The organism is Streptomyces sp. NPDC001903, from assembly GCF_042891345.1.
In the GTDB taxonomy this organism is placed as follows: Bacteria; Actinomycetota; Actinomycetes; order Streptomycetales; family Streptomycetaceae; genus Streptomyces.
This window is the reverse complement of record NZ_JBIASZ010000016.1, coordinates 1-20738: the sequence shown is the minus strand read 5'-3', so window position 1 is coordinate 20738 and position 20738 is coordinate 1. Positions and strand designations below refer to the sequence as shown.

Genomic DNA, 20738 nt, shown 5'->3' with positions numbered 1-20738 from the left:
CCCCCCCCCCCCCCCCCCCCCCCCCCCCCCCGCCGTATCCGCCGGTGGGGGGCGGGGATTCCGGTCGGACGCTCGATCAGATTTTCGCCCTCCGACCGGATCTTCCCGAGTCGAAAACCAGGACAGATGCCTGCAAACTGACCGAGTCGGGATCTTCCCGGCTCGTGCGGGGAGGAGGTGCCGAGTGCGCGCGAGGCGGAGCCGGGCGGTATCGCTGCTGGTGACCTCGGTGGTCCTGACGGGATTCCTGATCCCGGGGGCCGACGCGCAGCCCGAGGGGGGTGAAGCGCCGTCGGCACCGGAGGCGGTGGCCGTCGTCGAGCCCGCCGCCGTCGACCTCGACGAGATCCCCGCCGAGCCGCCCGTACGGCCGCGGCCGCCCGTCGCCCGGGACCTGTTCGGCGCCGACTGCGACACCGTGATCGAGGGCTCGCAGGTGACGGCCACCTGCCAGAACGGCTACCCGGAGACCGACCTCCTGCGTCTGCACGTGGAGTGCGACCGCTGGTGGGACCTGGACGCGGACAGCGCCGCCGTCGCCCTGGCGCCCGCCGGCCGGATCGAGCTGACCAGCCGCTGCTGGAAGGAGGTCCGCTCGGCCTGGGTCACCCACCAGCGGCCGTGACCCCGCCGGCGGCCGTGACCCCGCCGGCGGCCGTGACCCGACCGCCGGCCGTGCCCCTGTCGGCGCCCGGCCGTGCGCGGTCCTACTTCCTGCCGAGGCACACGTACGGGTAGCCCGCCGCCTCCGAGGCCGCCGTGTCCCCGTCCCCGCGCCGGATCGCCTCGATCAGCCGGGCGTGGTCCAGATGCGCCGCGGGATCCAGCTCCGTGCCCACGTCCGTGCGCAGCCAGTCCGCGACCAGGTCGCCGAGGTCCGCGTACAGCTCGATGAGCACCTCGTTCTGCGAGGCCGCCACCACCGCCATGTGCAGCGCGACGTCCGCCGCCACGAACCGCTCCGCGTCCCCGCTCGCCCAGGCCTCCTCGCGCCGCGCCAGCAGCGCGTCCAGCTGCCCCAGGTCCCGCTCGGTGCGCCGCTCCGCCGCCATCCGGGCCGCGGCCGACTCCAGCGTCGAGCGGAGCTCCGCGACGTGTCGCGGGTCGGCGCCCGCGAAACGGCGGTGCATCACCCCGGCCAGCTCGCTGGTGGCGATGACGTACGTCCCCGAGCCCTGCCGGATGTCCAGCAGCCCGTTGTGCGCCAGCGCCCGTACGGCCTCCCGGACGGTGTTGCGGGCGACGCCCAGCAGCTCCACGAGCTCCGGCTCGGTGGGGATGCGGGCTCCTACGGGCCATTCGCCGGAGGTGATCTGGTTCCGGAGCTGGGCGATCACCTGGTCGACCAGCGCGGATCGCCGGGGCGAGGTCAGCGGCATGCGGGCGGGGTTCCTCTCCAAGTTCGGTCTCGGGGGTGACAACCAATCATCCCATGATTCTATGATGGTGTAATGCCCGACGAAGAAATACAGACCATGAACCGGCCCGAAGCCGCGCGCACGATACCCGCACCGTCCCGTCCGGCCGCTCCCGCGAGCCCGCAAGCGCAGCCGAAGCCGGAGCCCGCCTGGCTCGGACCGGTCCTCATCGTCGGCATCGTGCTGGCCGCCCTCAACCTGCGGCCCGCCATCACCAGCCTCGGCGCCCTCTTCGAAGAGGTCCGCACGGGCCTCGGCATGAGCGGCACCGTCGCCGGACTCATCACCTCGGTTCCCGCCCTCTGCTTCGCCGTCTTCGGCGTCACCGCACCCCGGCTCTCGCGCCGCTTCGGCCCGGCCGCCGTCGTCTGCGCCGGCATGGCCGCCGTCGCCGCCGGGCTGCTCATCCGGCCCCTCACGCACAACGCCGCCGGCTTCCTCGCCGCCAGCTCCCTGTCCCTGGCGGGCATAGCCCTGACCAACGTGCTGCTCCCGGTCATCGTCAAGCGCTGGTTCCCGGACCGCGTCGGCACCATGACCGGCCTGTACTCCATGGCCCTGGCCCTCGGCACCTCGCTCGCCGCCGCCGTGACCGTCCCGATGACCTCCGCCCTCGGCGGCAGCTGGCGTACGGGCCTGATGGTCTGGGCCGTGCTCGCGCTGGTCGCCGTGCTGCCCTGGCTGCCCGTCGCGGCGGCCGCCCGGCGGGAGAAGCGGGCCGCCGCCTCCGAGACGGCCGCGACCGTACGGGCGGACGCGGGCCCGAAGATCGTACGCAGCCGCACCGCCTGGGCCCTGGCCTGCTACTTCGGCCTCCAGGCCACGGGTGCGTACATCACCATGGGCTGGCTCCCGCAGATCTTCCGCGACGCCGGGGTCTCCGCCTCCACGGCGGGCGTCCTGCTCGCCGTCACCATGGTCATGGGCGTCCCGCTCGCCTTCGTCATCCCCAACCTGGCCGGCCGGATGAGGAACCAGGGGGCCATCGCCGTCACCCTCGGCCTCTTCGGCCTCGTCGGATACACCGGCCTCCACTTCGCGCCCGCCGCCGGAGCCTGGGCCTGGGCGCTCCTGCTCGGCGTCTCCAACTGCGCCTTCCCCCTCGTCATCACGATGATCGGGCTGCGCGCCAAGTCCCCGGCCGGCGTGGTCAAGCTGTCCGCCTTCGCCCAGAGCGTCGGCTACCTCATCTCCATCCCCGGACCGCTCCTCATCGGCGCCCTGTACCAGCACAGCGGCGGCTGGGACCTGCCGCTCACCGTCATGGCGGCCCTGCTGGTCCCGCAGATCGCGCTGGGCATCCTGGCCGGCCGGGACCGCACGATCGAGGACGAATGCGGCATGCGAGACTGAGCGGCATGTCGCCCGTACTCGAACCGAACCCGCAGAACAGTCACAAGAAGCTCGGCCTGGTGCTGGGCGCGATGCTGGTCGTGACCGTGATCATCTCCGTCCTCGCGACCGTCGTCTCCCCCTGACGCCCCCGGGCCGTGCCCGGGGGTAGGGGTAACCCCCCAACCCCTAGGGGGCCAGGGTCAGGGTCGTCTGGGGTGTGTCCCGGATGGGCACCGCGCCTTCGAATCCATAGATTCGAAGAGAGCGAGCCAGTCCCACCCCGCGTACCCACGGAGGCGGCCATGTCGGCCCCCATGACACCCCCGCACATCCCCGGCCCCGGTCCCCGAGTCCACGGCGCCAGCACCCGGCTGCACTGGTGGGCGCTGGCCCTGCCCGCGCTCGCCTTCGGCCTCCTCCTGCTGCTCCTCGCCGGCTCCGGCCAGGCCCATGCCGCCACCGGCGAAGCCTCCGCGATCCTCCAGGTCACCGAGCAGATCCTGCGCGTGGTCGGCTGACCCGGCCCGCGCGGCCGAGCCCTGCGGCCGAGCCCGCGGCCGGCCGCCGCCAAGCCCCCAACACCCTGCGCCCCATGGCCCGATTCATGCGAAGCTGGGAGCCATGAGCGCCGACACACCCCGCAGGATCGTCCTCCTCCGGCACGCCAAGGCCGACTGGCCCCAGGTGGCCGACCACGACCGCCCGCTGGCGGAACGGGGCCGCAAGGACGCACCGGCCGTCGGGCTGAAGCTGGCCGAGACCGGCATCGCCTTCGACCTGGCCCTCTGCTCCACCGCCGCCCGCACCCGCGAGACCTGGAAGCTCGCCGTCCAGGAGATGCCGCACCGGCCGCGCACCTCGTACGAGGAAAGGCTGTACGACGCCTCGCTGGGCGAGCTCATCGCCCTGCTCAACGAGACGTCGGACGAGGTCGACGACCTCCTCGTCATCGGCCACAACCCGGGCATGCACGCCCTCGCCGACGCCCTCTCGGGCCGGGCCGAGGGCGACGCCCTGGCCCGGATGAGCCGCACCGGCTTCCCGACCGCCGCCTTCGCCGTCGTCTCCTTCTCCGGCTCCTGGAAGTCCGTGGAGCACGGCGTGGGCACGCTGCTGGACTTCTGGACCCCCAAGGACCACTGAGCACCGTACGCAGGTACGAGGACGGGCCCCGGCGGATCGACCGCGCCGGGGCCCGTCCTCGTACGCCGTCGGCTCAGGTCGTCAGGCCCGCGGCCTCGACCTCTTCCCGGGTGATCCCGAGCAGGTACAGCACCGCGTCCAGGAACGGCACGTTCACCGCCGTGTGCGCCGCCTCGCGGACCACCGGCTTGGCGTTGAACGCCACCCCCAGCCCGGCCGCGTTCAGCATGTCCAGGTCGTTGGCGCCGTCGCCGATGGCCACCGTCTGCGACAGCGGTACGCCGGCCTCCTCGGCGAAGCGGCGCAGCAGCCGCGCCTTGCCCGCCCGGTCGACGATCTCGCCGGTGACCCGGCCGGTCAGCCGCCCGTCGACGATCTCCAGGGTGTTGGCCGAGGCGAAGTCCAGCCCCAGCCGCTCCTGCAGATCGTCCGTCACCTGGGTGAACCCGCCCGAGACCACACCGACCTGGTAGCCGAGCTGCTTGAGGGTGCGGATCAGGGTCCGCGCCCCCGGCGTCAGCCGCACCTCGGAACGGACCTTGTCCACGACCGAGGCGTCCAGCCCGGCCAGCAGCTTCACCCGGGCGTGCAGCGACTGCTCGAAGTCCAGCTCCCCGCGCATGGCCCGCTCGGTCACCTCGGCGACCTCGGCCTCGCATCCGGCGTGCGCGGCGAACAGCTCGATGACCTCGTCCTGGATGAGGGTCGAGTCCACGTCCATCACGACCAGGCGCTGTGCCCGGCGGTGCAGACCGGCCGAGACCACGGCCACGTCCACACCGATGTGGGAGGCGGCGGTGGCCAGCTCGGTGCGCAGCGGCCCGGTCTCCACCCCGGAGACGGCGAACTCGACGGCCGTCACCGGGTACTTGGCGAGCCGGAAGATGCGGTCGATGTTGCCGCCGGTCCCGGTGATCCGGGAGGCGATCGCGGCCGTGGACTCGGCGGTCAGCGGATGCCCGAGCACGGTGACATGGGAACGGCCGCTGCCGCGCGGCCGGTTGTCACCGGTGCCGGAGAGGATCTCGGCCTGCAGCTTCAGCGAGTCGGCCCAGCTGTGGACGGTGGCCCGCAGCTCGCCCTCGCCGCTGTCGGCGGGCTTGGTGACGAGGGCGCACAGGACGATGCGGCCACGGGTGACGACCTGCTCGATGTCGACGACGTCGACGGAGTAGGCGGCGAGGGTGTCGAACAGCCCGGCGGTGATCCCGGGACGGTCCTTGCCGAAGATCTTGACGAGGAGGGTGGGGACGTCGGAGGTCTGCGAAGCGCTCATGGTGCCCTCACCGTATCTTCCCGTCCTGCCTGCCAGGACCCCCGTCCCACCTGCCGGAACCATTTTCCGGCGCGGCGCCCTCCGGCGCCGCCGTTCGCGGGCGACCGGGGGACGGCGGGGGAGTGGCGGCGGGGTGAATACGGGCCGACGGAGAGGTGGCGGAGGCCGTCGGGGCCCAGCCGTGGCCGAGCGTGTTCGATTCGGTACGCCCCGCTCCCCTCCCGCGGCTCAGCCCGGCGGCCCCAGCGGCGGAGGCGGGGGAGGGGGCGGCGGCGGGGTGAACGGCGGGCGGTGGCGCGGCGCCGGCCGCGCGGCGGGCCTCCGGGGCAGCCGCGTGATCGTGACGTCCCAGGAGCCGTCCGGCTCGGGGCAGGGCTCGGGTTCCGGACGGGCGTACGGGTACGGCCGCCCCGGCGGAGGCCGGTACGGAGCCGTCGGCGCGTCGGGCGGGGCTCCGGCCGCCCCACCGGACCCGCCGGCGGGCACCGCCGCCGGCCGGCGGCGCCGCCCCGCCAGCAGCGCCCCCGCCCCGCCCGCCCCCGCGCCCCACGCCGCCCCGAGCAGCAGCGCGTACAGCGCGTCCCCCCGCAGCTCCACCCCGGCATCCACCGCGTCGACGCCGAGCACCGACAGCGAGGAGTCCACCGACACCCCGGTCAGCGCCGCCAGCACCGCCAGCGCCACCCCGGTCACGACCGACAGCCGCGCCGCGCACGCCGCGACCCCGCGCCCCGGAGTCCGTACGGCCGCCAGCACTCCGGCGCAGAGCAGCAGCAGCCCCGCCCCCGCGACCAGCAGCCAGATCCGCCCGTCGTACTGCGCGAGCCGGGACACCGTCACCGGCTCCCGCGCCGCCGCCCCCAGCAGATCGTCGAGCGGATCGGGCAGCAGTCGGCCCAGCGTGCCCGTGGCCCGCCCGTCGAACGGCACGAGGAGCCCCAGCAGCACCCCCGTCCACGCCCCGTTGGGCGCCCCCAGCAGCGCCGCGCCCAGCACCCGCCCCGGATGCTCGTCGCCCGAGGCCGCCCACACCGCGGCCGCAAGCCCGGCCGTCACCGCCACCAGCAGGGCGGTCACCAGAGCCGACACCGCGGGCCGCAGCCGCGCGAACGCCGCCGGCCCGCGCCGCGAAGCCAGCAGCGCCACCGCCAGTACGGCGAGCACCCACACCCCCGCGCCCAGCAGCGTCGGCCCGGACTCCACCGAGAACCCCACCCGGGCCCGGGTGTCGACGAGGTCCCCGATGCGGTCCGGGAGCAGCCCGCCGACGTCCCCGATCCCCGGGACCACCACCTTCGGCGGCGCCGTCGCCGGCAGCCGCGGCCCGTCCAGGGTGACCACGTCGTGCCCGGCCCGGGCCAGCCCCCCCGCCGCGGCGACGAGCAGAGCCGCCACCGCGGCCGCCCGGGCGGCGAGTTCCCCGCGCGGCGCCCCGGTCCGGATCGAGCGCAGGAAGATCCGGGCCAGGACCAGCGCCCCGGCCAGCCCCACCCCGAGCGGCATGACGTCCAGTGAGGAATGGGCCGCCTGGCCGGTGATCCCGAGGACGGACACGTCCCCCGACGGGGTGACCGTGCCGCCGATCGCGAGCACCACCACGGCGGCGGTCATCGCCCCGAGCGAGCCTCCTGCGGCGTCGGCGCCCAGCAGACGCAGCCCGAGGGCGGCGACCACCGCCATGGTGACGAGGGCCCAGCCGGTGGCGGCGATGCCCGACAGAACCACGTCTCCCCAGCGAATGCGGCGCATGCGTACCCCCGGTGCGTGTCGAGCGTGCGTGCCGAGCGGGACGGGGCCGGGCGGGGCGAGAAGTCCCGTATCTCACTCTCCGGGTGACTTTCGCCCCCGTCAACGGGCAGACGTAGACGCCCCGGGAAGGCCCCGATTCCACATGTGGCCGCAGGCCTGAAATAGTTCCCCCGGATGTTCGCCATCCCTAGACTCCCTGACGTCGGACTCCCTGGCGTCAGGGGGATTCTCGGGGGACTTAAGTGGGGCTGGAGTGCCGGAACTCGTACTGGAATTGAATGGAAGGACCTGGACGCTCGATCCGTCCAGGTCGTACTCGTTGGGGCGCGACCCCCAGGGAGACGTGGTCATCGACGACGCCCGGGTGTCGTGGCGGCATGCCACCATCGCCTGGAACGGCCGGGGTTGGGGCATTGAGGACCACGGCAGCACCAACGGCACCTACGTGCGCGGCGCGCGGGTCCAGCAGACCGAGCTCGTGCCCGGTACGCCGGTGCACCTGGGCAACGCCACCGACGGCCCGCGGCTGAATCTGAGCGCAGCCGCCGCGCCGCAGCAGGCCGTACCGCAGCAGGCGGCGCCCGCCTACCAGGCTCCGGCGCCCGCCTACCAGGCCCCTGCCCAGCAGGCGGCCGCCCCGGCGTACCAGGCCCCGGCCCAGGCGCAGGCCCACCAGCCGCAGCAGCAGGCCTGGCAGCAGCAGCCCCCGCAGGCCGCCGCGCACCAGCAGCCGCAGCAGCCGCACATCCCGCAGCAGCAGGGCGCGGGCCCCGCCTACGGCGGTGACCGCAGCCCGACCACGTTCCACCAGATCGCCGTCGGCCGCGTCATGCGCATCGGCCGCGCGCTGGAGAACGAGCTGGTCGTGTCGGACCTCCAGGTCTCGCGCCTCCACGCGGAGTTCCGCTCCACCGGCGGCCGCTTCGAGATCCACGACCTCGGCAGCCACAACGGCACGTACGTCAACGGCCAGCCGCTGCCCAAGTCCGGCACCGCGCTGCTCGGCCCGAACGACATCGTCGGCGTCGGCCACTCGACGTTCCGGATCGTCGGCGACCGGCTCGAAGAGTTCGTCGACACCGGTGACGTCTCCTTCTCGGCCCGCCACCTCACGGTCACGGTCGACGGCGGCAAGCAGATCCTCAAGGACGTCACCTTCGGCGTCCCGGAGAAGTCGCTCATCGGCGTCATCGGCCCCTCCGGGTCCGGAAAGTCGACGCTGCTCAAGGCGCTGACCGGCTACCGGCCCGCCAACGAGGGCGACGTCCTCTACGACAACCGCAACCTGTACAAGCAGTTCGCGGAGCTCCGCCAGCGCATCGGCCTGGTCCCGCAGGACGACATCCTGCACAAGGAGCTGAAGGTCAGCACGGCTCTCAAGTACGCGGCCAAGCTCCGCTTCCCCGGCGACACCGCCGAGGCCGAGCGCGCCGCCCGCATCGACGAGGTCCTGCGCGAGCTCAAGCTCGACATCCACAAGGACAAGAAGATCACCTCGCTCTCCGGTGGTCAGCGCAAGCGCGTGTCCGTGGCCCTGGAGCTCCTCACCAAGCCCTCGCTGATCTTCCTGGACGAGCCCACCTCCGGCCTCGACCCGGGCATGGACCGCGACGTCATGCAGCTGCTGCGCGGCCTCGCCGACGACGGCCGCACCGTCCTCGTCGTCACCCACTCCGTGGCCGAGCTGTCGCTGTGCGACAAGCTGCTGGTCATGGCCCCGGGCGGATCGGTCGCGTACTTCGGCCCGCCGGACGAGGCGCTGAACTTCTTCGGCTACAGCACGTGGGCGGACGTCTTCTCGGCCTTCGAGAACTACCGCGACTACGACTGGGCCGGCCGCTGGAAGGGCTCGCAGCACTACCAGCTGTACGCCGCCGACCTCGACGCGGTCGCCCCCCAGCAGGTGGCCATGCCGCCGATGCAGCAGATGATGCCGCCGAAGGCGCAGGGCTGGGGCGACCAGCTGTGGACCCTGATCCGCCGCTACGTCTCGGTGATCGCGTCCGACAAGGGCTTCATGGCCCTGATGCTGATCCTGCCCGCCGTCCTGGGCATCGTCTCGACGGTCATCCCCGCGACCTTCGGCCTCGCCCCGCCGAAGCCGCCGTCCCGGTTCAACGGCGACGCCGGCACGATCATGCTGATCCTCTGCGTGGGCATGTGCTTCTCGGGCGCCGCGAACTCGGTCCGTGAGCTGATCAAGGAACGGGTCATCTACGAGCGCGAGCGCGCCACCGGTCTGTCCCGGTCGGCGTACCTCATGTCGAAGGTGATCGTCCTCGGCTTCATCACGGCCATCCAGGGCGCGGTCATCTGCGCCATCGGATTCGTCCCGCGCGACCTGCCCACCGAGGGCCTGCTCATGCCGCCGGCCGTCGAGCTCTGCCTGTCGGTCACCGCGCTCGGCTTCACCTCGATGATGTTCGGCCTGGTGATCTCCTCGCTGGTGAAGACCGCCGAGAAGACCATGCCGCTGCTGGTCATGTTCGCGATCGTCCAGGTCGTCTTCACCGGCATCCTCTTCCAGGTGTACGACTCGCCGGGCCTGGAGCAGTTCGCCTGGCTGATGCCCTCGCGCTGGGCGGTCGCCGCCGCGGGCACCACGCTCGACCTCGGCAAGCTCATGCCGCCGTGGGACCAGCAGAACCCGACCAACACCGACCCGCTGTGGGAGCACTCCGTCGCGCAGTGGGGCGTGAACATCACGATCCTGCTGCTCATCGGTGTGGCCTGCGGCTTCGCGGTGCAGAAGCTGCTGCGCCGCCACGAGCCCGAGGTCATGCGCAACTAGCCGGTCCGCTCCGGCGCACCCCACGCACAAACGCCTCAGGGCGGCACCCGGTCACCGGGTGCCGCCCTGAGGCGCATGGGGGTTGCTACGCCCGTCGCCGTCAGTAGGCGCTGTTGACGTTGTCGATCGAGCCGTAACGGTCGGCGGCGTAGTTGGCCGCGGCGACGATGTTGGCGACCGGGTGGTACTGGTCCAGCGGGGTGCCGGGGACGTGGTACGCGAGGAAGGTCGGCTTGATGACCTGGAGCAGGCCCTTCGAGGGGATGCCGTTCTGGGCGTTGATGTCCCAGTTGTTGATCGCCCGCGGGTTGCCGCTCGACTCGCGCATGATGTTCTTGTACAGGCCGTTGTACGTGCCCGGAATCTTGTGCGCCTTCATGATCGCCAGCGACTCCTTGATCCAGCCGTCAAGGTTGTTCGCGTAGACCGGCTTGCGGACGGTGGAGCGGCTGGCCGCCGCCTTCGCCTCGCGGTCCTTCTTCGCCTTGGCCTCGGCGTCGGCCTTCGCCTTCGCGGCGTCCGCCTTCGCCTTGGCGGCGGCGGCCTTGGCCTTGATCGCGGCCTCGACCTTCGCGGCGTCGGTGGCCAGCTTGGACTGGGTGCTGAGGTGCTGCACGGTCTTCGACTGGACACCCTCGACAGCCTGGGTCCACGCCACGGGGGCGGCGGTCACGGTCGTGTCGGCGTCGGCGGAGCCGGCGGGGACGACGGTGGCGGCCAGGGCGGCGGCGCCGATGGTGGCGAACGCGGCGAAGGACATCTTGTGCGCCTTCGTCAGGCGACGACTGTGGCCGGGGGTGCTGGTCTTGGACATGCGTAGCAACCTCTTCGAATCGGGGAGCCGCAGGAAAGCGCCGCTCGGATCCGGGATCCGCGGCGCTGTGCGACGGGAGCAATTCTTAGCGGCGGCAAAATCGCCTGGCAAAGGTGTGACGTACGATCCCGCTTAGTGGATCAGGGGGCGCCGACGAGCCCGGAATTCGGGGCCGGGCGCTAGGCGCTCCAGCCCTGACACGGTCTTTATGCATCCACTAGGCACCTTCGTAAGTGACGTGGGTCCTATGTGCGGGCTCACATCGGCCACGTAACAGTCTCACCATGCGTTGCTGGAGCAATGCACCCTGTAACGGAATTCTCCATCCTGAGGACCACAAGCCCGCCGCCGCCCTCATCCCCAGGGCAGAGACGGACCCGCGGACCCCCTCCCCAAGGAGGAGGACACACCGCCCCCGGCCCTAGGGCCCGAGCCCGATCCCGCAGGTCAGGGCCGCGAGTACGGTGAGCCCATGACTGGTAGTCCCGTCTTCGGCGGCCCCCGGGGCGGCCTCGCCGCCGTGAGCACCGCCCTGCTCGCCATGAGCCGCCGGCTTGAGGTCCGCGACGTCCTGCGCACGATCGTCGTCTCCGCCCGCGAGCTGCTCGACGCCGAGTACGCGGCCCTGGGCGTCCCGGACGACCACGGCGGCTTCGCCCAGTTCGTCGTGGACGGCATCAGCGAGGAGCAGTGGCGCCGGATCGGCCCGCTCCCCCGCCAGCACGGCATCCTCGCCGCGATGCTCCACCAGGACGGCCCCGAGCGGCTGGCCGACGTGCGCAAGGACCCCCGCTTCGAGGGCTGGCCCCCCGCCCACCCCGAGATGTCCGACTTCCTCGGCCAGCCCGTCCGCGACGGAGAGGAGACCCTCGGCGCCCTCTTCCTCGCGAACAAGAGGAGCCCCGGCGGCTTCACCGAGGAGGACGAGGAGCTCCTCGCCCTCCTCGCCCAGCACGCGGCGATCGCCCTCACCAACGCCCGGCTCTACGAGCGCAGCCGCGAGCTCACCATCGCCGAGGAGCGCTCCCGCCTCGCCCACGAGCTGCACGACGCCGTCGCCCAGAAGCTCTTCTCGCTCCGCCTGACCGCCCAGGCCGCCGCCGCCCTCGTCGACCGCGACCCCGCCCGCGCCAAGGACGAGCTCCAGCAGGTCGCGGCCCTCGCCGCCGAGGCCGCCGACGAACTGCGCTCCGCCGTGACCGAGCTGCGCCCCGCCGGCCTCGAGGAGGACGGCCTGGCCGCCACCCTCCGCGACCAGGTCCACGTACTCGACCGCGCCCACACCGCGCACGTCACCTTCGCCTGTGACGGCGTACGGGCCCTCCCGGCCACCCAGGAGGAGGCGCTCCTGCGGGTCGCCCAGGAGGCCCTCCACAACGCCCTGCGGCACTCGGGCGGCGACCGCGTCGAGGTGGCCCTGGCCCGCCGGGCCGCGGGAGCCGTACTGACCGTCACGGACAACGGAAGCGGCTTCTCCCCTTCCTCGATCCGCGCGGCCGGACGCCACCTCGGCCTCGTCTCCATGCGGGACCGGGCGAGCGGCGTCGGCGGCCGGCTCACCGTGCACTCGGAGCCCGGCACGGGCACCACGATCGAGATGGAGGTCCCCGGTGGCTGACATGCCCATCCGCGTCCTGCTGGTGGACGACCACCAGGTGGTCCGCCGCGGCCTGCGCACCTTCCTGGAGGTACAGGACGACATCGAGGTGGTCGGGGAGGCCGCCGACGGCGAGGAGGGCGTGACCCGCGCCGAGGAGCTGAAACCCGACGTGATCCTCATGGACATCAAGATGCCGGGCACCGACGGCATCGAAGCCCTACGCCGGCTGCGCGCGCTGGCGAACCCGGCGCGGGTGCTGATCGTCACCAGCTTCACCGAGCAGCGGACGGTGGTCCCGGCCCTGCGGGGCGGCGCCGCCGGATACGTCTACAAGGACATCGACCCCGACGCCCTGGCCGGGGCGATCCGCTCCGTCCACGCCGGGCACGTACTGCTCCAGCCGGAGGTCGCGGAGGCCCTGCTCTCCCAGGAGGGGCCGCCGGCATCGAGCCGCGGCGGCTCCCTGACCGAACGGGAACAGGAGGTGCTGTCGCTGATCGCGGACGGCCGGTCCAACCGGGAGATCGCCCGCGCGCTCGTCCTGTCCGAGAAGACGGTCAAGACGCACGTCTCGAACATCCTGATGAAACTGGACCTCGCGGACCGCACCCAGGCCGCGCTGTGGGCGGTCAGGCACGGAATCACGGACTGAACCGGGCCGCAGTGGTCCGTCCGGCTCCGATCGCGGATTCATACGGTCGGGTGGATGTCGCCCACATGGCGCATCCCGTTCGTCCGATGACCGTTCTTCATGACGTGCCGCGGCGGCTGGCCGCGGCAGACGTACTGGAGGACGAAGAACGTGAAGAACATCAAGAAGGCCACTGCCGTCACCATGATCGCGGGAGGCCTCCTTGCCGCGGGCGCCGGCGTCTCCTCGGCGCACGGCGGTGCCTCGGCCGAGGGTGAGGCCGTGGGCTCGCCCGGCGTCGTCTCCGGCAACCAGGTCCAGGTCCCCGTCCACGTCCCGGTGAACGTGGTCGGCAACGCGGTCTCCGTGATCGGCCTGCTGAACGGCGCCTGGGGCAACACCGGCGTGAACGCCTGACCAGCCCCGCCCACCGGCCCCGCTTCCCCCACCTCTCCCCGGGAAGCGGGGCCGCGGCGCACCCCCCCCGGGGGGGGGTGTCCCCAGGGGGTGTCCGCGAAGCCCCGCCTGCCCCGCGGGCGCACGGCGCCACTTCGCGGACACCCCTAGCCCCGCCCGCGCTCCTCGACCGCCGAGTTGTACGCGGCCACCAGCGCGCGCCGCGCCACCCGCTCCACCGGCCGCAGCGCCTCCGCCCGCGCCGCCATCTCCGAGGCGGCCACCGCGCCGCCCGGCCCGTGCTCGTACGCCAGCGACACCAGCAGGTCCACCCGCTGCGCCAGCGCCAGCACCCGTACCGCCCGCGGCGGGTACCCGGGCGCCAGCACCTCCCGCCCGGCGTCCGCCCGCGCCCGGTACGCCGACAGCGCGGCCTCCGCCACCGGCCCCGACCCCGCCACGTCCAGCCGGGTCAGTACGACCGTCGCCTCGCGCAGCGCCTCCGCCAGCTCCCGCTCCGCCTCACCGAGCGACGGCACGTCCGCCGGCGGGGCCTCCCGTACCGGCAGGCAGTGCCACGTCACCGCGACGTGCACGTCCCCCGCGGGCCCGGCCTCCGCCACCTCCGGCACCAGACCCAGCGCCGCGCCCACCGCGACCACCGCCTCCTCGGCATCCAGCGCCCGCGCGTTGAACTCGGCGGGCCCGCTCAGCCCCAGCGGATGCCCCGGCGCCGGCAGCGCCACCCGCAGCCCGGTCACCCCCAGCGCCCGCATCCGGCCGAGCGCCAGCGTCAGGCCCACCGGACCCGATTCGCCCGGCAGCCCCTCCACCCGGTGCACGGCGTCCTCGCCCACGATCGACAACACGGCCTCGTCGGGCGAGGCCAAACCGGCCAGCAGTGCGTTCCCCCAGGCGGCCAACCGCCCTGAACGTGGTTCGAAAAGCATCCCCCCACTTTACGGATCACCCCGGATCCGGCCCCGCGCCCAACCTGGCGCCCGGACCGCCCGCCGAGTGGCGTAGGTTTTCCCCTGGGGCTGCGCCTACCGGTGCACAGACGAAACCGAGACTGCAAGGGGAGACAACACGCTCATGAGCGATGTTCTGGAGCTGGTGGACGTATCCGTGGTCCGCGAGGGCCGGGCTCTGGTGGACCAGGTCTCCTGGTCGGTGAAGGAGGGGGAGCGCTGGGTGATCCTCGGCCCCAACGGCGCCGGCAAGACCACGCTGCTGAACCTCGCCTCCAGCTACCTCTTCCCCACCAAGGGCGCCGCCACCATCCTCGGCAGCACCCTCGGCAAGCCCGGCAGCGACGTCTTCGAGCTGCGCCCGCGCATCGGCGTGGCCGGAATCGCCCTCGCCGACAAGCTCCCCAAGCGCCAGACCGTCCTGCAGACCGTGCTCACCGCGGCGTACGGCATGACGGCGACCTGGCAGGAGGAGTACGAGGAGATCGACGAGCAGCGCGCCCGCGCCTTCCTCGACCGCCTCGGCATGACGGACTACCTCGACCGGAAGTTCGGCACCCTCTCCGAGGGCGAGCGCAAGCGCACCCTGATCGCCCGCGCGCTGATGACCGACCCCGAGCTGCTCCTCCTCGACGAGCCGGCCGCCGGCCTCGACCTCGGCGGCCGCGAGGACCTCGTACGGCGACTCGGCCGCCTCGCCCGCGACCCGCTCGCGCCGTCCATGGCGATGGTCACGCACCACGTCGAGGAGATCGCCCCCGGCTTCACCCACGTCCTGATGATCCGCCAGGGCAAGGTCGTCACCGCCGGCCCGATCGACCTCGAACTGACCTCGCGCAACCTCTCGCTGTGCTTCGGCCTCCCCCTGGTCGTCGAGCGCAACGACAGCGACCGCTGGACCGCCCAGGGCCTCCCGCTGCGCTAGTTCGGGCAGGCGCACACCGTCGGTCCGCGATCCGTCGCACCCTGTCCCGACCGCGCCCGCCGGACCTACCATGACCATGTGAACATCGACGCGTGGCTGTGGTGGCTCATCGGCGCGGTCGGACTGGGCATTCCGCTCGTCCTGACGGCGATGCCCGAGTTCGGCATGTTCGCCGTCGGCGCGGTCGCGGCCGCCGTCACGGCAGCGTTCGGCGGGGGAGTGGTCGCCCAGGTCCTGGTCTTCGTGATCGTCTCGGTGGCGCTCATCGCCGTCGTCCGCTCGATCGCCAACCACCACCGCGAGCAGCGGCCCCAACACCGCACCGGAATCGACGCGTTGAAGGGCAGAAGCGCCCTCGTCCTCGAACGCGTCGACGGCAGCGGAGGCCGGATCAAACTCGCCGGCGAAATCTGGTCAGCCCGCACCCTCGACGCGGACAGCAGCTTCGAACCGGGGCAGCAGGTGGACGTCGTGGAGATCGACGGGGCCACCGCGATCGTCATGTGAGCTTCTGATCAAAGCAGCCGACCCGCGGCCCCGGGGTCTGCGAGACTCCGCTCAACGGGGCAGCACAGACAGCCGGAAGGGCACGGGGAACCGCATGCAACCGATCATCATCGTCCTGATCATTCTGGTGGTTCTGGTCTTCATCGCACTGGTCAAGACGATCCAGGTGATCCCGCAGGCCAGCGCCGCCATCGTCGAACGATTCGGCCGCTACACGCGCACCCTCAACGCGGGCCTCAACATCGTCGTCCCGTTCATCGACTCGATCCGCAACCGCATCGACCTGCGCGAACAGGTCGTGCCGTTCCCGCCGCAGCCGGTCATCACCCAGGACAACCTGGTCGTCAACATCGACACGGTCATCTACTACCAGGTGACCGACGCCCGGGCCGCGACGTACGAGGTCGCCAGCTACATCCAGGCCATCGAGCAGCTCACCGTCACCACCCTGCGCAACATCATCGGCGGCATGGACCTGGAGCGGACCCTGACCTCCCGCGAGGAGATCAACGCGGCCCTGCGCGGAGTCCTCGACGAGGCCACCGGCAAGTGGGGCATCCGCGTCAACCGCGTCGAGCTCAAGGCCATCGAGCCGCCGACCTCCATCCAGGACTCGATGGAGAAGCAGATGCGCGCCGACCGCGACAAGCGCGCCGCCATCCTCCAGGCCGAGGGCGTCCGACAGTCCGAGATCCTGCGCGCCGAGGGTGAGAAGCAGTCCTCCATCCTGCGCGCCGAGGGCGAGGCCAAGGCCGCCGCGCTGAAGGCCGAGGGTGAAGCACAGGCCATCCGTACGGTCTTCGAGTCCATCCACGCCGGGGACGCCGACCAGAAGCTCCTCGCCTACCAGTACCTCCAGATGCTCCCGAAGATCGCCGAAGGCGACGCCAACAAGCTCTGGATCGTGCCCAGCGAAATCGGAGACGCCCTCAAGGGCCTCTCGGGAGCCATGGGCAACTTCGGCCCCATGGGCGGCGGTTCGGGCTTCAACCCGCAGAACCCCGGCAAGGACGGCGGCAAGGGACCGGCGGCCGACAAGGCCGCCGCCGAGCGCCGCGAACAGCCCCCCATCGACTGACCGGCCCGTCCCCTCCTGCATGATCAGTGAGGCCCCTCGACCTTCATGGCGGGGAGGCGACTCACTCATGCAAAGGGGATGGCTCAGTCCATGTCTCTGCTCTCGATGTCCCCCTGGGAATCACTCGCGGTGTTCGCGGCCGGCGTCGGCGCCGGCACGATCAACACCATCGTCGGCTCCGGCACCCTCATCACCTTCCCGGTGCTGCTCGCCACCGGACTCCCGCCGGTCACCGCCAACGTGTCCAACACCCTCGGCCTGGTGCCCGGTTCCATCAGCGGAGCCATCGGCTACCGCAAGGAGCTCCAGGGCCAGCGCGGCCGGATCCTGCGGCTCGGCGCCGTCTGTCTCGTCGGGGGGCTCGCGGGCGCCGTCCTGCTCCTCACCCTGCCGTCGGACTCCTTCGACACGATCGTGCCCGTCCTCATCGGACTCGCTCTCGTGCTCGTCGTCCTCCAGCCCCGGCTCGCCGCGGCCCTGCGCAGACGTCAGGAGGCCGCCGGCACCGACCCCGGACACCCCGACGGCGGCCCCGCCCTGCTCACCGGAATGCTGTTCGCCAGCGTGTACGGGGGCTACTTCGGTGCCGCCCAGGGAGTGCTCTACGTCGGCTTGATGGGCCTGTCGCTCCACGAGGACCTACAGCGGATCAACGCCGTCAAGAACGTCCTGGCCGGCCTCGTCAACGGCATCGCGGCCGTCTTCTTCCTCTTCGTCGCCGAGTTCGACTGGACGGCCGTGGTCCTGATCGCCGTCGGCTCCACGCTCGGTGGCCAGATCGGAGCCAAGGTCGGCCGGCGGCTGTCCCCGACCGTGCTCCGCGGGGTCATCGTCGTGGTCGGCGTACTCGCCATCGTCCAGCTGCTGCTGCGCTGAGCGACGTACGAGAAATACGTCGCCCAACGCACCCGCGATCATCCGGCGGTACCGGCCGCCCCGGCCGTACTAGGCGGAACGCTCCAGCCACTCCGGCAGGACGTCCCGGCCGCCCACCCCCAGCGCCAGCAGCATGGCGTCCGCCGGAGACGGTACGAAGGGCTTCCGGAGGAGCGGCATCCCCGCCTCCTCCGGAGTCCGGGCCGCCTTGCGGTGGTTGTCCTCGGCGCACGAGGCCACCGTGTTCAGCCAGGTGTCCCCACCGCCCTGGGCCCGCGGAAGTACGTGGTCCACGGTCGTCGCGCGCTTCCCGCAGTACGCGCACCGGTGCTGGTCCCGGACCAGCACCCCCCTCCGTGACCAGGGAGCATGTCTTCGGAAGGGCACCCGTACGTACCGGCACAGCCTGATCACCCGGGGCAGCGGAAGATCCAGGGAGGCACCGCGCACGCGCAGTTCCGGATGCGACTGCTCGACCACGGCCTTGTCCTGGAGCACCAGGACCACAGCCCGGTTCAGCGTCACCGTCGACAGCGGCTCGAAGCTCGCATTCAGCACCAGCGTGTCCCGCATCTCGCCCACCTCCCGTGTGCAGGCCCGCGACCACACCGGCGGCAGGGCCCGCAACCACTCTGGCCGCGCGCGCCACGCGGGACAACGCAATAAAAATGCCCGGTCCTGGTCGCCTTTAGACCAGGACCGGGCAAACGCACGGCGAACGATCAGCTGGAGGGGCCCTCGTACTCACCGATCAACTGCGCGCGTCCCAAGGAGTGGAACCGCAGGTTGAATCCGACGACCGCCGGCGAGACGTCCGCACCGGGGCCCAGCTTCTCCTGGTCCACCGCGTAGACGGTGAACACGTACCGGTGCCGCTCCCCGGCCGGCGGAGCCGCGCCGCCGAAGTCCTTCGTGCCGTAGTCGTTGCGCACGTGCACGGCCCCCGCGGGCAGCCCCTCGAACTTCCCGCTGCCCGCCCCGGCCGGCAGCTCGGTGACCGAAGCGGGCAGGTCGAAGAGAACCCAGTGCCAGAACCCGCTGCCCGTCGGGGCATCCGGGTCGAAGCACGTCACGGCGAAGCTCTTCGTCCCCTCCGGGAACCCCTCCCACCGCAGGTGCGGAGAGACGTTCCCGCCCTTCAGCACCTGGGCGTCGCCCAGCTCCCCACCGGGCTCGAGATCGACGCTCTCCACCGAGAACGCGTGCACCCGGGGGTGGAAATCGTGCGGAAGGGGCGCCCTGTTCTGCTCGGCCACTGCTGAACCTCCTGATCGCGAACCGGTGCAGCCACCTGTACCGGTACCTGTACCGGGCCGAGCCTAGAACCAGTTGCGCTGCGAACCGACGGAAGCGATCCACTGGTTGAGGTAAGCCGCCCAATCGGTCCCCTGGTAGGACTGCAGCCCCACCTGGAAGCAGCGGTACGTGTCACTGCCCTCGGAGAACAGCCCCGACTTCTTGTCCATCTCCAGCACGACGTCCATCTCGCGGCCGTCCGAGACGAAGGTCAGCTCGACCTGGTTCAGCCCGCGGTACTGAGCCGGCGGCAGGAACTCGATCTCCTGGTAGAACGGCAGCGTCTGGCGGGTCCCGCGGATGTGCCCGCGCTCCATGTCCGCGCTGCGGAAGCTGAAGCCCAGCTGACGGAAGGCATCGAGGATCGCCTGCTGCGCCGGCACCGGGTGCACGTTGATCGGGTCGAGGTCGCCGGCGTCCACCGCGCGCGCGATCTCCAGCTCGGTGCTGACCCCGATGTTCATCCCGTGCAGGTGCTGGCCCCCGAAGTGGGTGATCGGCGTCTCCCACGGGATCTCCAGCCCGAACGGCACCACGTGCAGGGCGCCCGCCTGCACCTGGAAGGCACCGCCGAGACGCTGCTTGGTGAAGACGATGTCCTGCTTGTACTCCTGGTCGTTCCCCTCCACCTCGACCCGCGCCTGGAGACCGACGGACAGGCCCTCGATCTGCTGCTCCACGGAACCGCCCTGGATGCGGACCTCGCCCTGGACGATCCCGCCGGGCACGACGTTCGGCTCGGTGATGATCGTGTCCACCGAAGCACCGCCGGCACCCAGCGCCGCGAACAGCTTCTTGAACCCCATGCTCTGACTCCCCTTGAAGGCTCGTGCGACTACCGCTTACGAGTACACCCTGACAAACGCGGAACCTTAGGCCCCGGTTGCAGGTCCACGCGTTGGACTACGCTCGACCGGATGAGCGCGCGCCCCGACCGTACGCCCCTGGCCCGGTCCTTCTTCGACCGGCCGGTCCTCACCGTGGCCCCGGACCTCCTCGGCCGGATCCTGGTCCGCCGTACGCCCGAGGGCCCGATGGAACTGCGCATCACGGAGGTGGAGGCGTACGAAGGGGAGGCCGACCCGGGCTCCCACGCCTACCGGGGACGCACGGAGCGCAACGCATCGATGTTCGGCCCGCCCGGACACGCGTACGTCTACTTCATCTACGGCATGTGGTTCAGCCTCAACCTGGTGTGCGGCCCGCCGGGGCATGCGAGCGGGGTGCTGCTGCGCGCGGGCGAGATCACCGTGGGTGCCGACCTGGCCCGCAAACGTCGACTTTCCGCCAGAAGCGACCGAGAACTGGCCAAAGGCCCGGCCCGCCTGGCCACCGCCCTGGCGGTCGACCGCTCCCTGGACGGCACCGACCTCTGTGACGGCCCCGAATCCCCCTTGACACTCCTGACGGGAACCGCCACCTCGTCCGACCTGGTGAGCAACGGCCCGCGCACGGGAGTCGGCGGCGCCGGCGCGGGCCATCCGTACCGTTACTGGATCACGCACGACCCGACGGTGAGCCCTTATCGCGCCCATGCGCCACGCCGCCGTTCAACTTGACTCCACCTTGGCGGACGCCTAACGTAGCCCGAGCCGCTTGAACGGGGCACTGCCATCAGCAGACCCCCGGGGCGGCCAACCCACTACCTACGACGTTCCCCTGGCGGGGTCGATTTCGGCGTGCCCGAATTCGAATCCGGCGGCTCGATTATGAGTCGCAAGGGATAAGCGCTAAAGTGGTGGAACGCCGAAAGGCAAAGGCCCCCAACGGCCGCCGAATTCAAATCCGAGTCGGAAACGACGAAGAAATGATCTGGTAGAGTTGGAAACGAAGAACGAAGCCCGGAGGAAAGCCCGAGAGGGTGAGTACAAAGGAAGCGTCCGTTCCTTGAGAACTCAACAGCGTGCCAAAAATCAACGCCAGAAGTTGATA

General features: G+C 71.7%; 22 protein-coding genes. 14 read left to right on the top strand and 8 right to left on the bottom strand.

Translation table 11 applies throughout. From position 1 onward, the window contains the following. Positions 1-184 precede the first annotated feature (184 nt). Positions 185-625 (top strand): hypothetical protein, encoded by a 441-nt coding sequence (locus tag ACFYZS_RS29695; RefSeq protein WP_389019053.1) that lies wholly within the window; start codon positions 185-187, stop codon positions 623-625. A gap of 82 nt (positions 626-707) precedes the next feature. Here the strand turns inward: ACFYZS_RS29695 and ACFYZS_RS29690 are convergent, their stop codons facing one another. Continuing rightward, complete coding sequence (locus ACFYZS_RS29690; protein ID WP_389019050.1) at positions 708-1379, bottom strand: FadR/GntR family transcriptional regulator; 672 nt, start codon at positions 1377-1379, stop codon at positions 708-710. 72 nt (positions 1380-1451) lie between these two features. Here ACFYZS_RS29690 and ACFYZS_RS29685 point away from each other — a divergent pair, with 72 nt between their 5' ends. The 4 genes from ACFYZS_RS29685 (at position 1452) to ACFYZS_RS29670 (ending at position 3896) form a co-directional block, all read left to right on the top strand. Further along, the gene (locus ACFYZS_RS29685) at positions 1452-2771 is read left to right on the top strand and encodes a CynX/NimT family MFS transporter (protein ID WP_389019047.1); all 1320 of its coding nucleotides are present in this window, start codon (positions 1452-1454) and stop codon (positions 2769-2771) included. 5 nt (positions 2772-2776) lie between these two features. Continuing rightward, positions 2777-2896, top strand: a complete 120-nt coding sequence (locus ACFYZS_RS29680; RefSeq protein ID WP_389019045.1) for an SGM_5486 family transporter-associated protein — start codon at positions 2777-2779, stop codon at positions 2894-2896. Positions 2897-3055: 159 nt separating this feature from the next. Beyond that, complete coding sequence (locus ACFYZS_RS29675) at positions 3056-3271, top strand: hypothetical protein (RefSeq protein WP_389019042.1); 216 nt, start codon at positions 3056-3058, stop codon at positions 3269-3271. Positions 3272-3374: 103 nt separating this feature from the next. Next, a complete protein-coding gene (locus ACFYZS_RS29670; RefSeq protein ID WP_389019040.1) occupies positions 3375-3896 on the top strand; it encodes a SixA phosphatase family protein in 522 nt (173 codons plus the stop codon). Positions 3897-3969: 73 nt separating this feature from the next. Here ACFYZS_RS29670 and serB read toward each other — a convergent pair whose 3' ends face one another. Further along, positions 3970-5172 carry a phosphoserine phosphatase SerB gene (serB, locus tag ACFYZS_RS29665; RefSeq protein WP_389019037.1) on the bottom strand — a complete coding sequence of 401 codons (1203 nt, stop codon included), beginning with the start codon at positions 5170-5172 and terminating at the stop codon, positions 3970-3972. Between the two features lie 228 nt (positions 5173-5400). After that, a complete protein-coding gene (locus ACFYZS_RS29660) occupies positions 5401-6921 on the bottom strand; it encodes a streptophobe family protein (RefSeq protein WP_389019034.1) in 1521 nt (506 codons plus the stop codon). A gap of 253 nt (positions 6922-7174) precedes the next feature. Here ACFYZS_RS29660 and ACFYZS_RS29655 point away from each other — a divergent pair, with 253 nt between their 5' ends. Beyond that, positions 7175-9712 carry an FHA domain-containing protein gene (locus tag ACFYZS_RS29655; protein ID WP_389019031.1) on the top strand — a complete coding sequence of 846 codons (2538 nt, stop codon included), beginning with the start codon at positions 7175-7177 and terminating at the stop codon, positions 9710-9712. Positions 9713-9812: 100 nt separating this feature from the next. Here the strand turns inward: ACFYZS_RS29655 and ACFYZS_RS29650 are convergent, their stop codons facing one another. Continuing rightward, positions 9813-10526 (bottom strand): transglycosylase SLT domain-containing protein, encoded by a 714-nt coding sequence (locus ACFYZS_RS29650; protein WP_389019029.1) that lies wholly within the window; start codon positions 10524-10526, stop codon positions 9813-9815. A gap of 472 nt (positions 10527-10998) precedes the next feature. Here ACFYZS_RS29650 and ACFYZS_RS29645 point away from each other — a divergent pair, with 472 nt between their 5' ends. The 3 genes from ACFYZS_RS29645 (at position 10999) to ACFYZS_RS29635 (ending at position 13174) form a co-directional block, all read left to right on the top strand. Further along, positions 10999-12144 (top strand): GAF domain-containing sensor histidine kinase, encoded by a 1146-nt coding sequence (locus ACFYZS_RS29645; RefSeq protein WP_389019026.1) that lies wholly within the window; start codon positions 10999-11001, stop codon positions 12142-12144. A 1-nt stretch (position 12145) separates the two neighbouring features. Continuing rightward, positions 12146-12778 carry a response regulator gene (locus ACFYZS_RS29640; protein WP_389019496.1) on the top strand — a complete coding sequence of 211 codons (633 nt, stop codon included), beginning with the start codon at positions 12146-12148 and terminating at the stop codon, positions 12776-12778. Positions 12779-12928: 150 nt separating this feature from the next. Then, on the top strand, positions 12929-13174 hold the full coding sequence (locus ACFYZS_RS29635; RefSeq protein ID WP_389019024.1) for a chaplin: 246 nt from the start codon (positions 12929-12931) through the stop codon (positions 13172-13174). A gap of 146 nt (positions 13175-13320) precedes the next feature. Here ACFYZS_RS29635 and ACFYZS_RS29630 read toward each other — a convergent pair whose 3' ends face one another. Continuing rightward, on the bottom strand, positions 13321-14103 hold the full coding sequence (locus tag ACFYZS_RS29630; protein ID WP_389019021.1) for a hypothetical protein: 783 nt from the start codon (positions 14101-14103) through the stop codon (positions 13321-13323). A 145-nt stretch (positions 14104-14248) separates the two neighbouring features. Between ACFYZS_RS29630 and ACFYZS_RS29625 the strand changes: the two genes are divergently transcribed. From ACFYZS_RS29625 to ACFYZS_RS29610, 4 genes are all read left to right on the top strand, one after another. Then, a complete protein-coding gene (locus ACFYZS_RS29625; RefSeq protein ID WP_376021205.1) occupies positions 14249-15049 on the top strand; it encodes an ABC transporter ATP-binding protein in 801 nt (266 codons plus the stop codon). Positions 15050-15127: 78 nt separating this feature from the next. Next, positions 15128-15556 (top strand): NfeD family protein, encoded by a 429-nt coding sequence (locus tag ACFYZS_RS29620; protein ID WP_099893522.1) that lies wholly within the window; start codon positions 15128-15130, stop codon positions 15554-15556. Between the two features lie 94 nt (positions 15557-15650). After that, complete coding sequence (locus tag ACFYZS_RS29615; RefSeq protein ID WP_389019016.1) at positions 15651-16634, top strand: SPFH domain-containing protein; 984 nt, start codon at positions 15651-15653, stop codon at positions 16632-16634. A 105-nt stretch (positions 16635-16739) separates the two neighbouring features. Further along, a complete protein-coding gene (locus ACFYZS_RS29610) occupies positions 16740-17510 on the top strand; it encodes a sulfite exporter TauE/SafE family protein (RefSeq protein WP_389019493.1) in 771 nt (256 codons plus the stop codon). A gap of 69 nt (positions 17511-17579) precedes the next feature. Here the strand turns inward: ACFYZS_RS29610 and ACFYZS_RS29605 are convergent, their stop codons facing one another. The 3 genes from ACFYZS_RS29605 to ACFYZS_RS29595 all read right to left on the bottom strand — a co-directional run bounded on the left by ACFYZS_RS29605 (position 17580) and on the right by ACFYZS_RS29595 (position 19612). After that, positions 17580-18083: an HNH endonuclease gene (locus tag ACFYZS_RS29605; RefSeq protein WP_389019013.1), complete on the bottom strand. Its 504-nt coding sequence runs from the start codon at positions 18081-18083 to the stop codon at positions 17580-17582. A 149-nt stretch (positions 18084-18232) separates the two neighbouring features. Next, a complete protein-coding gene (locus ACFYZS_RS29600; protein ID WP_389019011.1) occupies positions 18233-18766 on the bottom strand; it encodes a YbhB/YbcL family Raf kinase inhibitor-like protein in 534 nt (177 codons plus the stop codon). Between the two features lie 63 nt (positions 18767-18829). Beyond that, complete coding sequence (locus ACFYZS_RS29595) at positions 18830-19612, bottom strand: sporulation protein (protein ID WP_053688089.1); 783 nt, start codon at positions 19610-19612, stop codon at positions 18830-18832. Between the two features lie 111 nt (positions 19613-19723). Between ACFYZS_RS29595 and ACFYZS_RS29590 the strand changes: the two genes are divergently transcribed. Next, positions 19724-20365, top strand: a complete 642-nt coding sequence (locus ACFYZS_RS29590; protein WP_389019008.1) for a DNA-3-methyladenine glycosylase — start codon at positions 19724-19726, stop codon at positions 20363-20365. Positions 20366-20738 lie beyond the last annotated feature (373 nt).

Coding starts and splice junctions, on each gene's coding strand:
- ACFYZS_RS29660 (WP_389019034.1), bottom strand. CDS start 6,921: ATGCGCCGCATTCGCTGGGGAGACGTGGTTCTGTCGGGCATCGCCGCC.
- ACFYZS_RS29675 (WP_389019042.1), top strand. CDS start 3,056: ATGTCGGCCCCCATGACACCCCCGCACATCCCCGGCCCCGGTCCCCGA.
- ACFYZS_RS29670 (WP_389019040.1), top strand. CDS start 3,375: ATGAGCGCCGACACACCCCGCAGGATCGTCCTCCTCCGGCACGCCAAG.
- ACFYZS_RS29630 (WP_389019021.1), bottom strand. CDS start 14,103: ATGCTTTTCGAACCACGTTCAGGGCGGTTGGCCGCCTGGGGGAACGCA.
- ACFYZS_RS29690 (WP_389019050.1), bottom strand. CDS start 1,379: ATGCCGCTGACCTCGCCCCGGCGATCCGCGCTGGTCGACCAGGTGATC.
- ACFYZS_RS29595 (WP_053688089.1), bottom strand. CDS start 19,612: ATGGGGTTCAAGAAGCTGTTCGCGGCGCTGGGTGCCGGCGGTGCTTCG.
- ACFYZS_RS29640 (WP_389019496.1), top strand. CDS start 12,146: ATGCCCATCCGCGTCCTGCTGGTGGACGACCACCAGGTGGTCCGCCGC.
- ACFYZS_RS29605 (WP_389019013.1), bottom strand. CDS start 18,083: ATGCGGGACACGCTGGTGCTGAATGCGAGCTTCGAGCCGCTGTCGACG.
- ACFYZS_RS29610 (WP_389019493.1), top strand. CDS start 16,740: ATGTCCCCCTGGGAATCACTCGCGGTGTTCGCGGCCGGCGTCGGCGCC.
- ACFYZS_RS29645 (WP_389019026.1), top strand. CDS start 10,999: ATGACTGGTAGTCCCGTCTTCGGCGGCCCCCGGGGCGGCCTCGCCGCC.
- ACFYZS_RS29615 (WP_389019016.1), top strand. CDS start 15,651: ATGCAACCGATCATCATCGTCCTGATCATTCTGGTGGTTCTGGTCTTC.
- serB (WP_389019037.1), bottom strand. CDS start 5,172: ATGAGCGCTTCGCAGACCTCCGACGTCCCCACCCTCCTCGTCAAGATC.
- ACFYZS_RS29680 (WP_389019045.1), top strand. CDS start 2,777: ATGTCGCCCGTACTCGAACCGAACCCGCAGAACAGTCACAAGAAGCTC.
- ACFYZS_RS29685 (WP_389019047.1), top strand. CDS start 1,452: ATGCCCGACGAAGAAATACAGACCATGAACCGGCCCGAAGCCGCGCGC.
- ACFYZS_RS29590 (WP_389019008.1), top strand. CDS start 19,724: ATGAGCGCGCGCCCCGACCGTACGCCCCTGGCCCGGTCCTTCTTCGAC.
- ACFYZS_RS29625 (WP_376021205.1), top strand. CDS start 14,249: ATGAGCGATGTTCTGGAGCTGGTGGACGTATCCGTGGTCCGCGAGGGC.
- ACFYZS_RS29650 (WP_389019029.1), bottom strand. CDS start 10,526: ATGTCCAAGACCAGCACCCCCGGCCACAGTCGTCGCCTGACGAAGGCG.